We start from the raw sequence: 14,007 nt of genomic DNA, 5'->3' as shown, positions 1-14,007 counted from the left end.
ACTCATTGAGATGTGTCATAGTATTCGTCGTTAGAAAACAATTATTGTGACATTATTTCAATGAGTTATCTATTTTTGTCGTGTACAGAGAAAAAAATTGAATCTTATCGTGACCGTTTTGAGCTGGGTCATTCAATCGAAGCTGAACTGCATGAAGTGTTGTCGAAATGGCTGATTAACCATATCCAGCATGATGATGCAGATTATGTCGGTGCCGTAAAAGAAAATATGATGGGCATTATCAAAGAAAAAGAAAAGAAAAAAGGGAAAAACTGGTTTGCTCGTTTCTTTTCATAAGTGAGCCAAACGAGGGATAAAAACAATAAATTTTAACTATATTTAGCGCAGCAAATCATCAGTTTTGATGGTTTGCTTTTTGTTTTTGATTTTCATAAGCGAGCAAGGCAAAATAGCGCAAGACTTATTGAAGGAACGCATCATGCAAGACAATGCTCTGTCACGATGGTTATCGCCGCTGATGGCATTTTGTTTATCATTTATTATCATTGCCACACTTGCACCCTTGGTGGGAATTCAGGTTGAACGTCAGCTCGACTTTTGGTTACTTTGGTTAGTGACCATGGTGATCTTGGCTTTACCTGTGTGTTACTTAGAAATTGCCTTAGCCAAGCGTTCAAAAACCACGGCATTGAATGCTTTGTCGAGATTAACGCGTGATGCCGATGCTTCACAGACGTGGCGTCTTGTGGGATGGCTTGCTGTGGTCTTTATTCCTTTTTTAGCGGGCGGCATGTTGTCTAATGCGGCGCAACTATTAAATCAATATGCACTGGTCGATATGACATCGTCGGTGATTTTTATCGCTTTGGCTGTGGTTACCATCGCGTTGTCTTTTGCACCACGTCTATTGATCCTAGCATTAACGGCGGTCGGTGTGCTGATTTCCTTAGTGCTTGCAAACCTCTCTGGTACAGGAATTGCTGAGTGGCAGGTGACACCTGTTGAATTTTCAGAATGGGGCAGTGCAACGGTATTGGCTTTGGTGGCAAGTGGTTTAGGACTCGGACTGTACTGGCAAAATAGTTTGGTACAAGTTCAACAGCAAGATGCTGCAAGCAAGACTGTTTTACCGATTTGGATTGCACAAATTTTGGCGGTGGTTGCTTTTGCATTTTTTGCAGTCCAAGCGGCATTACCTGCATATGCAATTGCTTTAACTGCAGTTGCAGCGGCAGCCGTGTTGTTACAGATGGCACGTGAGCAGTTGGCACAGCGCCAGTTGAATATTGTGATTCAGTGGCTCGTGCTGCTGGCTGCAACGTTGGTGTGGTTGATTCCAGCCACTGGCCCGATTTTTAACATTTTACTGATGCTGTGGGGCTTAGTGATTTGTTTGATTTATGCCATTTTTGCTGGTTGGATTATGAAAATTAGCCATTTACGTAAGTCGATGAACTTTAGTCATGAAGCTTTTTATAATATTTGGCGCATCGCTGTGCGTGTGGTATTACCTGTTTCTATCGTATTGGCAATTGTAGCCGTGCTTGGAAAATTGATTTAATGCGCATGCTTCAACAAGTCTGGGTTGCTTATGCAACAGCAGACCAGCAGTTTCATATCAGTGTGCCGTTTTCTGAGGGAATGACGGCGCAAGATGCGATTCAACTGAGTGGTATAGGCTCGCAGGTTGAATTGTCTGAACCTTTGCAATTGGGCATCTTTGGTGTCCGCTTGAAAGACCCTCAACAGGTTTTGCAGGCAGGGGATCGTGTTGAAATTTATCGCCCTTTGAGCATTAATCCTAAAGATATTCGAAGGATACGTGCACAAAATAACCCCGTGGGGCGCTTTGCCAAAGGCAATCGCTTAAAACAATCGAAATGATATGAAAAACCCCTCAGTCGAGGGGTTTCTTTTTTAGAATAAGGCTTTATAGTGGGGGCGCGTTTAGAATCGCTTCTTTCGATGCTGGTAAGCCCGGCTGAGATGCAGGAATGGTTTCTAAACCTTCAATTTTTTGGACAATACCGTTTGGGTCGAAATAGACTTTCAGGTGTTGACCTTGTGCAGCAGGAATCTTGGCTTTTTTAGCATACGTTCCTGGGGTATAATTGTAGATGTAGTCCCAACGTAGCGGATTCATTGGATCTGAAACTGTCGGGCTGCCAAGCAAAAAGCGAACTTGTTGATGGCTCATGCCAACTTGTATTTTTGACGCTTGTGCTTGAGTTAATGGCGTACCTTGAGGAATATCAACTTTATAAACGCCCAAGGTCGAACAGCCTGCGAGCAGTGAAGTGACGAATAACGCCAACATGATTTTTTGCATTTTGCTACACTATCCCAAATTAATTATGATGCAATTGAGCCACGGATAGATCATACTGCATCTACACTTTGTTGCATATTCTAACTTTAAATTTGTTGAGAGACCTTTTTACATGCCAATTTCAAATCAAGATCTACGCAAAGCTGGACTTAAAGTTACACTTCCACGAATTAAAATATTAGAACTACTAGAAAATTCAAAGCAACACCATTTAAGTGCGGAAGATATTTATAAGACTTTACTTGAACAAGGTGAAGATGTCGGTTTAGCAACTGTTTACCGCGTGTTAACGCAGTTTGAAGCAGCGGGCATTATTCAGCGCCATCACTTTGAAAATAACCATTCTGTTTTCGAAATCATGCAAGACGATCATCATGATCATATCGTTTGTCAAAACTGCAACAAAGTGGTTGAGTTTAGCAACGAAGTGATTGAGCATGAGCAGCACGAAGTTGCTGAAAAGCATGGCTTTACTTTAACAGGTCACTCACTCAACCTATACGGTTACTGTGATGCTGCGGAGTGCCAAGAAGCACTTCGTAAAAAGTAATAACTTAGACCTAAAAAAAGGGCTTCATGAGAAGCCCTTTTTTGTTGCTTAAAGAAATGCTTAAGCTTGTCCGTCGAACGTGATGTTTGCACTGGCATGCAATAGACGATCACCGCCTTCTTCAGACAACTTGATTTGTAAGCGTAAGTCGTTTGGAGAGTCGGCGTGTTTCAGCGCGTCTTTATAGGTAATCTGCTTAGCTTTGTATAAATCGAATAAGGCTTGGTCAAAAGTTTGCATACCGAGTTCACGAGAACGCTTCATCAGGTCTTTAATTTCGTGGATTTCACCTTTACGGATCAAATCGGAAATTAACGGTGAGTTAATCAAAATCTCAATCGCAGCGCGACGTGAATTACCGTCTGGTGTTGGAATTAGCTGCTGAGCAACCATGGCTTTAAGGTTTAAAGATAAGTCCATAAACAATTGGCTATGACGGTCTGCTTCAAAGAAGTGAATAATACGGTCGATGGCTTGGTTGGCGTTGTTGGCATGCAGCGTTGCAAATACCAAGTGACCTGTTTCAGCAAAGGCAATCGCATAATCCATGGTTTCACGGGAACGAATCTCACCAATCAGGATCACATCGGGTGCTTGGCGTAGGGTGTTTTTCAGTGCGATTTCAAAAGAGTCAGTATCAATGCCCACTTCACGCTGGGTAATGATACAGCCTGCATGCTCATGAATAAATTCAATCGGGTCTTCAATGGTAATGATATGACCTTTCGAGTTTTGGTTACGGTAACCAATGATCGAAGCCAAAGAAGTCGATTTACCCGTACCTGTTGCACCCACAAAGATGATGATGCCACGTTTAGTCATGGCCAACTCTTTGAGTACAGGCGGGAGTTTTAACTCGTCCATGGTTGGAATTTGCGTCTCAATCCGACGCAAAACCATACCCGGCATATCACGCTGTTGAAAGGCACTGACACGAAAACGCGCAGTTTTATCCCGATTCATAATCGCGAAGTTGCACTCACGTGTGTCCGCAAATTCTTTACGCTGTTTGTCACTCATAATCGAGTTGAGCAGTTGCCCCGCGACATCACCCGTCAGCTTGCCCTTAGCCACAGGCACAATTTGACCGTTAATTTTCATGGAAGGTTCAACATCAGCGGTGATAAATAAATCCGACGCTTTTTGTTGAATCATATAATTGAGTAAGTCGTTAAAATCCATATCTATACCCCAAATCCATTGTTTTCTTATAAGAAGGTTTCAGGTTGCTTGGCAGCTGTACGGGCAGTTTGTGGACTGATCACCCCTTTGGTGACCAAGTTTTTCAAACTTTGATCCAGTGTGGTCATACCGTAGTTTGCACCAGTCTGAATAGCAGAATACATCTGTGCCACTTTGTTTTCACGAATTAAGTTACGAATGGCAGGAATACCAATCATGATTTCATGCGCGGCAACACGACCACCGCCATTTTTCTTGAGTAAGGTTTGAGAAATCACGGCTTGTAGCGATTCAGATAACATGGCACGAACCATGTCTTTTTCTTCAGCAGGGAATACGTCAATCACACGGTCAATGGTTTTTGCCGCAGAGGTGGTATGTAGTGTACCGAAGACCAAGTGACCCGTTTCAGCGGCAGTGAGCGCCAAACGAATGGTTTCAAGGTCACGCATCTCACCCACGAGGATAATATCGGGGTCTTCACGTAGTGCAGAACGCAGCGCTTCGTTAAAACCATGTGTATCACGGTGCACTTCACGTTGGTTGATCAAACATTTTTTTGACTGGTGTACAAATTCGATAGGGTCTTCAACTGTTAAGATGTGGTCATAGCGGTTATCGTTAATATAATCGATCATTGCCGCCAATGTGGTAGATTTACCAGAACCGGTAGGTCCTGTCACTAAAACCAAACCACGTGGTAATTCACATAACTCTTTAAAGGTTTGTCCTAAACCTAGGTCTTCCATGGTCAGGACTTTAGATGGAATGGTACGGAATACTGCACCTGCACCACGGTTTTGGTTGAATGCGTTCACACGAAAGCGAGCAATGCTTGGCACTTCAAAGGAAAAGTCCGTTTCTAATTTTTCTTCGAAATCACGACGTTGTTTGTCATTCATGATGTCATAGACCAGTTTATGCACTTCTTTGTGTTCTAAAGCTGGTAAATTGATACGACGAACTTCACCATCGACACGAATCATCGGTGGCATACCTGCAGATAAGTGTAAATCTGATGCCCCGTTCTTAGCCGAAAAGGCTAGTAATTCTGTGATATCCATTATTTCCCCGAGTTCATTTAAATGCTAATTATTTTGATAGAATAATAAGGCTTTCAATCAACTTAACCAACAGTTTGTTGAAAGGCAAAGCAAAAAAGATGACCGAAATGAGACCCTCGTCAATGAATATCTTGCAAAATTCACGTCAACACGTGTTATCCCAAATTCAACAGGCCTGCGAAATTTCAGGGCGTGACGTGGAGTCTGTAGAACTTTTGGCGGTTTCTAAAACACATCCGAGTGAAGTGTTACGAGACATGTACGCTTGTGGTCAACGCGCCTTTGGTGAAAACTACTTACAAGAGGCTTTGCAGAAGATAGAGGCGCTACAAGATTTAGAGATCGAATGGCATTTTATTGGGCATGTACAACGCAATAAAACCAAACATTTGGCTGAACAGTTTGCATGGGTGCATGGAGTTGATCGTTTAATTATTGCAGAGCGTTTATCGGCGCAGCGTCTGATAACACAACCACCATTAAATCTTTGTCTACAGGTCAATATCGATGCTCAAGACAGCAAAGATGGCTGCCAACCTGATGAAGTTGCTGAGTTGGTAAAAAGTATCAGTCAGTTGCCTCACATCAAACTGCGTGGGTTGATGGTGATTCCTGCACCGAACAATACTCAAGCCTTTAAGGCGGCGAAAGTGTTATTTGACCAAGTAAAAGAGCTGCATGTTCACCCTGAAAACTGGGATACCTTAAGCATGGGTATGTCGGGCGATATGGTCGATGCAATTGCAGCTGGGTCGACTATGGTTCGCGTTGGAACCGCCTTGTTCGGAGCGAGAGATTATTCACAGCATTAAGTCTAAATAGGGCTTCTTGAGCTTAAAGGCAGTGAGAAGCGCTTAACTTACAATTATATAAAACTAATAGGCTGCTGAAAAAAATAGGCTTAATTTAAACTCATGAATTGAACCGTCTATAGATTAGACAGATGAACAATGATTGCCTGACAACGATAAAAATTGCATTTAGGATGAAGCCAAAATGAAAAAACTCTATTTATTTATCTCCCTGCTTTTGAGCTTATTTGTGGCAGCTTGTAGTAGTACAAATACCAAAATGAGTGAGATGAGTGCGGAATCTACGGTTCAGAATGCTCAGGTCGCTAAAAGTGAAAAATTAGGCACCAAGTGGGGCGATGAGATCAGTTCAAACGTCACGGAAGTCAATTTAAAACGCTTATCCAGTAGCCCAATTGCTGAATCACAAGTTCGCTATGCCAGCAAAAAATATGTGGGTAAGGCCGTGAATAGTCTGTCATTGGCGGCTGGAAAAATCAGTTTTTCGATTGTAGATGATGCACAGCGTCCACTGCCTTTATTTCGAGATGGTCAGCAGTATTATTTATCTGGCAAAGATGGACAAAGCTATCAACTCAAATACAAAAACCACAGCAATAGCACATTTGAAGTGGTTGCCAGTGTCGATGGTTTAGATGTTATTGATGGACGTGCAGCATCACGTAGCAATTCAGGTTATGTGCTTCGTCCACAGGGGGAGTTGATTATTGAAGGCTTCCGTAAGAGTGACTCTGCGGTGGCATCTTTTACCTTTAGTCGACCTGAAGATGCCTATGCTGCAAACTCAGATCATGGTTCCATCCAAAATACAGGTGTGATAGGTACCGTGATCTACCCGCTACAGTCTGTGGCGACTACAGACAAAGCCGCAGATGCATCTAAATATGCACCTCCACCAAAAGCATTCCCAGCGGATTAAAGCATTCGTTTGGATCTCACAGGGAGCATTTACATCAAGTAGGATGCTCCCTTTATTTCTAACCGAGAGATGGTGTCTTAAAACAAATCAAACTTTGACATTTCAAAAATGTGAAATTATCCGACCACCTCAATAGTACTGGCACCTGCGCCCAAAGCTTTAACTTGGATTTGTACAGGAATACGTTCATGCATTTCTTGGATGTGTGAAATCAGCACCACTTTACGACCTTGATTCTGTAATTGGTCGAGAGCATTCATGACCATGTGCAGGGACGATGCATCTAAAGTTCCAAAGCCTTCATCAATAAACAGGGATTCGATTTTCATTGACCCTGAGGCCATATTGGCAATGGCAAGAGATAGGGCAAGGGCAGTCAGGAAAGACTCGCCCCCAGAGAGTGATGCAACAGAGCGGGTTTCGCCATCCATGTCATGATCAATAATGGCCAGACTCAGCGAATGCTCTAAACGCTTCAAGGTATAACGCTGCGAGAGTTGGTTGAGTTGTTGGTTGGCATGTTCCAGTAAAATATCGAGATTATATTGCTGCGCATAATCACGGAATTTTTTGCCTGTGGCATCTCCCATCAGACCTGAAATTTTACCCCAACGGTGTTCTTCCTGTTGTATGGATTGAATCTGATCTGCAAATTGCTTTTGTTTTGCGACATTTTGCTGATGCAACTCAAGTTTAAGTTTGAGCTGATCACGTAGTTCAAGTTGTGTTTGCAGTGCCGCTTGATGCTCCTGCATTTGCTGTTGTAACTGTGCTGGGTCAATCTCAGGTTGATGGCCCAGATGTTCACTCAACTGCTCTTGCATAGTTTTCAATGCAGCATGTGCTTCATTTACTAGGCGTTCTGCATGCTGTAATTTCTGACGGATGTGTTGTTCCTGAGCCGAGTTAATTTGAGCCAGTGCATCTAAATCAGGCTTATGGAAATCAGGATGCGCATTGAGCCAGTGTTGAAGGGTATTTTCTACTTGGCTGGCACTGGTCTGATTCTGCTGTAACTGGGCTTTGAGCTGTTCTAGCTGATTTTTTTCCTGTTCGAATTGATGGCGCAATTGATCAAAATGTTGTTTCAGCTGTTGATAATGGCTTTGCGTCTGCTGGCGATGTTGATCGTGCTGGATGAGCCACTCATTGGCTTTGATGTCAGTTAAGCCAGTCATTTGTTGGATCAATTGATTGGCTATTTCTGTATTTTGCTGTCCTTTTTGTTTGATCTCATTGAGCTGCTCGTTGGTTTCAGAGATGTGCTTACTGGTATTTTCGATATTCAGTTGATTGGTCTTGAACTGTTGCGTGGTTTGTTCGCATTGCTGACGCCATTGTTCCAACTGTTCCAGTTGTTGTGAACGGGTATTTAGACGTATCAAGATTTGCTGAGCGGTTTGGGTGGTCTGCTGTTGCCAAGCTGTTTTTTCAGCTTCAGATAAACACTGCAAGATATGCTGAACTTGGTTGTGCAAACCGTTCGCTGTTTGTAGTAAATGTTCAATCTGTTGAATGTTTTGGATGCATTGTTGCTGGATTTTAATATTGTGTTGGAACTGCTCAGATTGTTGTTTGAGTTGTTGCAAATCCAACTGATATTGCTGAGCCATTTGCATGAACTGAGTCTTCAATTCCGATGCTATTAGGGTGAAGTCGAGTGCCATATTTGCTGCTTGACTGTGTGCGATTAACACGTGTTGCAAAGCACTGATTTTTTCAGAAAGCTGCTGAATTAAAGTTTGGCGTTGTTCTATTTCAGTATTCAGTTTAGTCAGCTGTTGCTGTGCGTACTGCCAGCCATCAAAGCAATTCTGTTCTTTTAGCGTTGCCTGTTGTTCCTGCTGTTGTTGAAGCTCAAACAGGGCCTTGGAGAGCGCAGTATCTTCCAGTTTATAAGGATGTGAGGTACTGCCACAGACTAAACAGGGTTCGCCGTCTTGGAGTGCCGTGCGTAAATCTTCGATATTTTCAGCATGTAAAAGTCGCTGTTGTTGCAAAACCAATTGCAGCTGGATGCGTTCACTTTTGGCAGATTGAAAGACCTGTTCAGCTTGTCGGCTATTGTGCTGCACGGCTTGAAGCTGTGTATTGGCATTGTCAAGCAGTACTTGCTGTTCTGTAGCCTCAGCCTGTAAGTCAAAAAACTGCTGAATTTTTTGCTGAATCAGCTCGAATTGGCTGAGTTGATTGATTTTCAACTCGCGTTGCTGTTGTGTCTGCGAAACTTTGATTTCAAGCTGTTCGATCGTCCCGAACTGTTGAATCGACTGCTGTAATTGTTGTTTTTCTGATGCTAGCCGATGTTCCGCTTGAGCACGTGGCCCGAGCTGATGTTCAATTTTTTGATATTGATGAATGAACTGTTCTAGCTGTTGGGCATGGGCGCTGAGACCTTTGTCTAAGCTTGTAAACTGTTGTGAGCTTTCCAGTTGCTGCTTACACTCGGTTTGCTGTCGATCAATATGTTGAATCTGCTGTTCAAGCTTTTGTTGTTGCTGGGTTAGGGGCAGCTTAGACTGCTCTAAAGCCTGCAATTTTTCCTGAACTTTCTTAAACTCAGCCCCAATAAAATCCCGTTCTTGAATACATTTACGCACCTCATTCAATGCATCATGATGGGTACTTTCAAACTGTTGTAGTTCATTCACTGCCATTTCAGCTTGAGTGAATTGGGCTTTTTCACTTTCAAATTTAAGCTGTAAATGATCGAACAGTTGTTGCTGTTGTTGAATACGGGGCGTCAGTTGCTGCACCGTTTGCTGTAACTGTTGTTGCTGGAATGCTACAGCACGAATTTCTGAAAAGATCTCCAAACGAGCCAAGTGTTCACGCTCAGGAGCTAAATCTTGTTGTAACTTACTTTGCGTATCAAATAGTTGTTGTTTGCTAATGATTTCACTGTCGAGTTTATGTTTGCGTTCGAACCATTGTTGTTGTTTTTCCAATTGCGACTTTTGATCTTCAAGCTGTTTATAATCCCTGTCGCACTGCTGGAACTGTGTCGATAATGCTGTGACTTGTTCATCGGTTAACAGTTCAATATGCCCCAGCACATTTTCCAGTTCTTTGCGCTGCGTGGTGACGGATTTGGTTTTTTCATAAGCCAGTTGACCAATTTTCCCAAAAATAGCGGAATTGGTTAGATATTCCAGCAATTCGCCGCGTTCATTGTCCCGTGCTTTTAAAAAAACGGTGACCTCAGATTGGGCCAATAAAACGGCACGAGTAAATTGTTCAAAACTGAGCTGAGTAATTCTTTTAATTTCTTGATCGACACTACTTCTTTTATCCGCAATGACGACACCATCGGTGACACATTTTAAAGAACGCTGCACACTTTGTAGTTTGCCATCGGCCTTTTCCCGCGAACGTTTTAATTCCCAACGTGCGATATAGCGTTTTTGGTCTTGTGCAATAAAGCATAGCTCGGCATAACCATGTGCAGTGCCACGACGCAGTACGGTCAAGGGGGAGTTGGTAAGTAGCTCTGAGCCATCGACATCTTGTAGTTTGCCATCACTGTCTTTTAGCCGTGGAATACGGTTAAACAGGGCCAAACACATGGCATCTAAAATGGTGGATTTACCTGCGCCTGTTTTCCCCACAATGGCAATCAGACCGGCACTGGCTAAGGGATCACTTTCAAAATCAATCAAATGTTCGCCAGAAAGTGAAGCAAGGTTTTTAATTCGAATCGATAAAATATTCATACTAAACCTTTAAGCCTCGTGTTCATCTGCAAGGGATTGTTCTGCTTCACGCATTAAGCTCATAAAATCGTTCAATACTTCTGCATCATTGTGATAACCCTGTTTTTCCCAAATTTGCTGAAACAGTTTTTCTGGTGTGGGCGGTTCTAAACTTACTTTAGCGGGTGCATTGGGGTCTTGCTCAGTCGCTAAATATTGGCGCGAAATACGGACTAAACGATAACGGTCTTTGGGTAGAGCTTCTTCGAATTGTTGTCTTAAATTGGGCTGCGGTGGAACAGCAGTATGGTATTCAATATCGACATATTCACGTTGATCAATATCCGTGATGGCGCCTTGAGGCAATGCTTGCAGCTTTTCCAGTACCTCATTTAATTCACCGCGTATCTTATGCAGTTGAATGCTTCGTGGTATCGCTAAAACATTCAACTGAAGACGGGAGGAATCGTTTTGTGTGGGATCAAGTGTCACTTCAACAACTTGATGTTTATAGTTAATTTCACTAAAAGATAGTGGAATTGGGGAGCCACTATAGCGGATATGCTCTTCACCGACTTTTTGCGGTTTATGCAAATGTCCGAGCGCCACATAGTCAATGATTTCATCAAATAATGCTGTTGAGAGTGCTTCTTCATTCCCAATCACAATAGGACGCTCAGAGTCAGAGGTTTCACCGCCTTGCATATGTGCATGAGACATTAAAATCAGGGCTTGATCCGCTGTTTTGCGGGCTTTGGCCTCGGCAATCAATTGTTGATGCAAATAAGCAATCGCGTTTTGGCTATTGGTGGTGTGTTCATTAAAGCCTGTAATTTCAGCAGGACGTAAAAAGGGCAGACTCAGACACCATGCCACAGTATTTTGTTGCTCATCTAAAATCGGCACCAATAAATGCTCAAGATCGATCTGCTGTTGGCTATTTTTATGAATCACTCCCACCGCTTTGGCATTGTATTTGGCCAGTAACGGTTCAACTTGTTCAATGCGGTAGCCTGAGTCATGGTTGCCTGCAATCATCAGGGTTTGCATATGCGGTGCACGTGCATGCGCATCTGCTAAGAACTGATAGAGTTGCTTTTGTGCGGACGATGCAGGGTTGATGACATCGAAAATATCTCCTGCAATCAAAAGCGCATGTGGCTGTCTTGCACTGATTTGTTCCAGTAACCATGCTAAAAACTGTTCATGTTCATACTGACGGGAATGGTTATAAAAAAACTGTCCCAAATGCCAATCAGATGTATGAAAAAAACGAACAGCCATAGATACCCCAAGCTCAAAGCGCAATAGAGCTATAAGCTAACATAAATCAAAATTATGCGATGGATAATTGTCGTTACGACGACAATCTTTGACCTGATAGTTGAGTGCCTATTTTTAAGTTGAATTGATCAGAAAAACTATTGAGCGATTATGTGAAAAAGAATGTGATGGGTTTATTTGATTAACACGATAGTAAAAAGATAAATTATGATTAAAAAATGTTCTTTTAATGGGGTATTATGTAAATCTATGAAATTGTATATCGTGTCATAGCCATAAAAGAAATGTGCAGCTCGTTCACGGATTCAATTTTGAGACTTTATAAGAATGATTTATGCAGAATGCCTAAAAAATAAGTCATGTATTGAGTAGGACAGGGTATAAGGAGAACGTAACTATGTCTGATTCTATTTTCAATTCGCCCCGTATTGTCAATGATCTGGTGTATAAGACGCTGATTGAATCAACACTTGCTATTCCTTGGAGTATTGATTGGGAAACCAAAACGTTTAGTTATATTGGCCCACAAATTGAAAAAGTGCTGGGTTGGAAGCAAGACTCGTGGAGAACAGTCGAAGATTGGGCGATGCGAATGCATGAAAATGATCGTGCATGGGTGGTTGATTTTTGTGTGGCGCAGTCGATTTCGGGGGTTGATCATGAGGCGGATTATCGCGCACTAACCATCAATGGAGAATATATTTGGATTCGCGATGTGGTGCATGTGGTGCGCAAACCCGATGGGGAAGTCGATAGTTTGGTCGGATTTATGTTCGATATTTCGGAGCGTAAAAAACAGGAACAAGAGCTAGAAACACTGAAAAAGCAACTGGAAGAATATTCGTATCAAGATGGTCTAACGGGGATTGCCAACCGCCGCTTCTTTGAAGATAGCTACCAACGCGAATGGCTCAATGCACAGCGTGAACAGCAACCTTTGACCCTCATCTTATTGGATATCGATTATTTTAAACAATATAACGATTATAATGGTCATCTTCTCGGTGATGCTTGCTTGAAACAAATTGCACAATTACTGAAAAAAAGTGTCTCACGACCACGTGATTTGGTGGCGCGTTTTGGTGGGGAAGAGTTTGTTTTGATATTACCTGATACAACACAAGCGTCTGCAATTGAAGTGGTGGAGCGTATTTTACAGAGTATTCGAACCGCTGATATTTGCCATAGTTCATCGCCATTGGATCAGCGTTTATCGGTCAGTTTAGGGGTGAAAACCATTATCCCAACCCAGAAAAATGACAAAATGGCCTTTTTAAAAGAGGTCGATCAGAATCTGTATTTGGCCAAAGAGCAGGGACGCAATGGTTATGTCATTCAGGATGCAGAAGACGTCCAGCACTTAAACTCATATTAAATTTTAAGGGTTTCTTCATCTATTGAGGTGGGGGAGCACTGAAAAATCAGTCCTCAAAAAAATAAAGACCGACGATTCGAGTGATGATGAAATCGTCGGTCAAAGAAAACTGCTTCACGCTTAAATGTCGGCTGCTGACAACATTTAAATTTGGAGCCAATCTTATTGCTCTAGGAAAGGTCACCGTACGTATTGTGGATGCCGGTACAATGTTGACGGTTGCTGCGACCTTGTACCCTATTTAACGCACATCAACTTCGATTGGTTGACATGAAAATGAAAAAAAACTGAATTTTTTTTATAATGATTTTTTGGTTGGGTTTAAAGTAGCGCTATGATTTCGCTAACACGATATTTTCTCTGGTTTTTTTTCATATGTTTTGTCTTTAGCTGTGTTTGTGGTGTACTCGCTGCACTACTTCCGACGGGGATGGGAGCGGTATTAACGGCTGTACCTTATTTGGTGGCCATGATTTGGGTTTTACTTAAATTTATTAAACAGCAGCGCCGTGCGCCAACCCAAGCAGAACGTAAAAAATTCACTTTAGGTTTTAGTTTGATTTTTTGGAGCTATAACTTTGCCTTTCTCATGTTGGGGTTATTTATCTTTACGCAAGGCGATGCCGAAGTTTGGCCAAACTTTATGCTCTACGTCCAACAACCGCAATTTATCAGTATGGTGGTGATTCTGATTTTATTGATCGCGATTCCGCTGTATGTGCTGACGTACTGGTTTTATGGCAAACAAGCTGAGCGTATGGCGGCAAAAATAATCGATTAATCGTAAAGCTTTCTTCTAAATGCTATAGTTTGAGCAAAACATCATTTGAGATCACGCT

The 14,007-nt window shown here is 42.3% G+C and carries 12 protein-coding genes and 1 pseudogene; 8 read left to right on the top strand and 5 right to left on the bottom strand.

The genetic code is table 11. From position 1 onward, the window contains the following. Positions 1–90 precede the first annotated feature (90 nt). The 3 genes and pseudogenes from AXW61_RS10305 to AXW61_RS10295 all read left to right on the top strand — a co-directional run. Positions 91–297, top strand: a pseudogene (locus AXW61_RS10305) (hemerythrin); the annotation flags it as partial. 142 nt (positions 298–439) lie between these two features. Next, a complete protein-coding gene (locus AXW61_RS10300) occupies positions 440–1,522 on the top strand; it encodes a hypothetical protein (protein WP_062034253.1) in 1,083 nt (360 codons plus the stop codon). Continuing rightward, positions 1,522–1,845, top strand: a complete 324-nt coding sequence (locus AXW61_RS10295) for an RnfH family protein (protein WP_062034237.1) — start codon at positions 1,522–1,524, stop codon at positions 1,843–1,845. The genes AXW61_RS10300 and AXW61_RS10295 overlap by 1 nt, the downstream gene beginning before the upstream one ends. A 46-nt stretch (positions 1,846–1,891) precedes the next feature. Here the strand turns inward: AXW61_RS10295 and bamE are convergent, their stop codons facing one another. Continuing rightward, positions 1,892–2,290 (bottom strand): outer membrane protein assembly factor BamE, encoded by a 399-nt coding sequence (gene bamE, locus AXW61_RS10290; RefSeq protein ID WP_004694868.1) that lies wholly within the window; start codon positions 2,288–2,290, stop codon positions 1,892–1,894. 112 nt (positions 2,291–2,402) lie between these two features. Here bamE and fur point away from each other — a divergent pair, with 112 nt between their 5' ends. After that, a complete protein-coding gene (gene fur, locus AXW61_RS10285) occupies positions 2,403–2,840 on the top strand; it encodes a ferric iron uptake transcriptional regulator (RefSeq protein WP_004694866.1) in 438 nt (145 codons plus the stop codon). A 60-nt stretch (positions 2,841–2,900) separates the two neighbouring features. Here fur and AXW61_RS10280 read toward each other — a convergent pair whose 3' ends face one another. Together AXW61_RS10280 and AXW61_RS10275 are read right to left on the bottom strand one after the other, a co-directional pair. Next, positions 2,901–4,022: a PilT/PilU family type 4a pilus ATPase gene (locus tag AXW61_RS10280; RefSeq protein ID WP_004984301.1), complete on the bottom strand. Its 1,122-nt coding sequence runs from the start codon at positions 4,020–4,022 to the stop codon at positions 2,901–2,903. Between the two features lie 26 nt (positions 4,023–4,048). Next, positions 4,049–5,086, bottom strand: a complete 1,038-nt coding sequence (locus AXW61_RS10275) for a type IV pilus twitching motility protein PilT (protein WP_004694862.1) — start codon at positions 5,084–5,086, stop codon at positions 4,049–4,051. A gap of 122 nt (positions 5,087–5,208) precedes the next feature. On the opposite strand from AXW61_RS10275, the gene AXW61_RS10270 reads away from it, so the two are divergent. Both AXW61_RS10270 and AXW61_RS10265 read left to right on the top strand, forming a co-directional pair. Then, positions 5,209–5,898: a YggS family pyridoxal phosphate-dependent enzyme gene (locus AXW61_RS10270; RefSeq protein WP_062034236.1), complete on the top strand. Its 690-nt coding sequence runs from the start codon at positions 5,209–5,211 to the stop codon at positions 5,896–5,898. Between the two features lie 184 nt (positions 5,899–6,082). Further along, entirely contained in the window at positions 6,083–6,817 is a 735-nt protein-coding gene (locus AXW61_RS10265) for a hypothetical protein (protein ID WP_062034235.1), read from the top strand. 116 nt (positions 6,818–6,933) lie between these two features. Here AXW61_RS10265 and AXW61_RS10260 read toward each other — a convergent pair whose 3' ends face one another. Both AXW61_RS10260 and AXW61_RS10255 read right to left on the bottom strand, forming a co-directional pair. After that, positions 6,934–10,530: an AAA family ATPase gene (locus AXW61_RS10260; RefSeq protein WP_062034234.1), complete on the bottom strand. Its 3,597-nt coding sequence runs from the start codon at positions 10,528–10,530 to the stop codon at positions 6,934–6,936. A gap of 9 nt (positions 10,531–10,539) precedes the next feature. After that, positions 10,540–11,793, bottom strand: coding sequence for an exonuclease SbcCD subunit D (locus tag AXW61_RS10255; RefSeq protein ID WP_062034233.1), 1,254 nt, complete (start codon positions 11,791–11,793; stop codon positions 10,540–10,542). A gap of 397 nt (positions 11,794–12,190) precedes the next feature. Between AXW61_RS10255 and AXW61_RS10250 the strand changes: the two genes are divergently transcribed. Together AXW61_RS10250 and AXW61_RS10245 are read left to right on the top strand one after the other, a co-directional pair. Next, positions 12,191–13,168 carry a sensor domain-containing diguanylate cyclase gene (locus AXW61_RS10250; protein ID WP_062034232.1) on the top strand — a complete coding sequence of 326 codons (978 nt, stop codon included), beginning with the start codon at positions 12,191–12,193 and terminating at the stop codon, positions 13,166–13,168. Positions 13,169–13,502: 334 nt separating this feature from the next. Further along, positions 13,503–13,949, top strand: coding sequence for an ABZJ_00895 family protein (locus AXW61_RS10245; RefSeq protein ID WP_062034231.1), 447 nt, complete (start codon positions 13,503–13,505; stop codon positions 13,947–13,949). Positions 13,950–14,007 lie beyond the last annotated feature (58 nt).

The organism is Acinetobacter sp. BMW17, from assembly GCF_001592855.1.
GTDB lineage: Bacteria > Pseudomonadota > Gammaproteobacteria > Pseudomonadales > Moraxellaceae > Acinetobacter > Acinetobacter johnsonii.
This window is presented reverse-complemented; position numbering and strand designations above follow the sequence as displayed.

Coding starts and splice junctions, on each gene's coding strand:
- AXW61_RS10300 (WP_062034253.1), top strand. CDS start 440: ATGCAAGACAATGCTCTGTCACGATGGTTATCGCCGCTGATGGCATTT.
- AXW61_RS10295 (WP_062034237.1), top strand. CDS start 1,522: ATGCGCATGCTTCAACAAGTCTGGGTTGCTTATGCAACAGCAGACCAG.
- bamE (WP_004694868.1), bottom strand. CDS start 2,290: ATGCAAAAAATCATGTTGGCGTTATTCGTCACTTCACTGCTCGCAGGC.
- fur (WP_004694866.1), top strand. CDS start 2,403: ATGCCAATTTCAAATCAAGATCTACGCAAAGCTGGACTTAAAGTTACA.
- AXW61_RS10280 (WP_004984301.1), bottom strand. CDS start 4,022: ATGGATTTTAACGACTTACTCAATTATATGATTCAACAAAAAGCGTCG.
- AXW61_RS10275 (WP_004694862.1), bottom strand. CDS start 5,086: ATGGATATCACAGAATTACTAGCCTTTTCGGCTAAGAACGGGGCATCA.
- AXW61_RS10270 (WP_062034236.1), top strand. CDS start 5,209: ATGAATATCTTGCAAAATTCACGTCAACACGTGTTATCCCAAATTCAA.
- AXW61_RS10265 (WP_062034235.1), top strand. CDS start 6,083: ATGAAAAAACTCTATTTATTTATCTCCCTGCTTTTGAGCTTATTTGTG.
- AXW61_RS10260 (WP_062034234.1), bottom strand. CDS start 10,530: ATGAATATTTTATCGATTCGAATTAAAAACCTTGCTTCACTTTCTGGC.
- AXW61_RS10255 (WP_062034233.1), bottom strand. CDS start 11,793: ATGGCTGTTCGTTTTTTTCATACATCTGATTGGCATTTGGGACAGTTT.
- AXW61_RS10250 (WP_062034232.1), top strand. CDS start 12,191: ATGTCTGATTCTATTTTCAATTCGCCCCGTATTGTCAATGATCTGGTG.
- AXW61_RS10245 (WP_062034231.1), top strand. CDS start 13,503: ATGATTTCGCTAACACGATATTTTCTCTGGTTTTTTTTCATATGTTTT.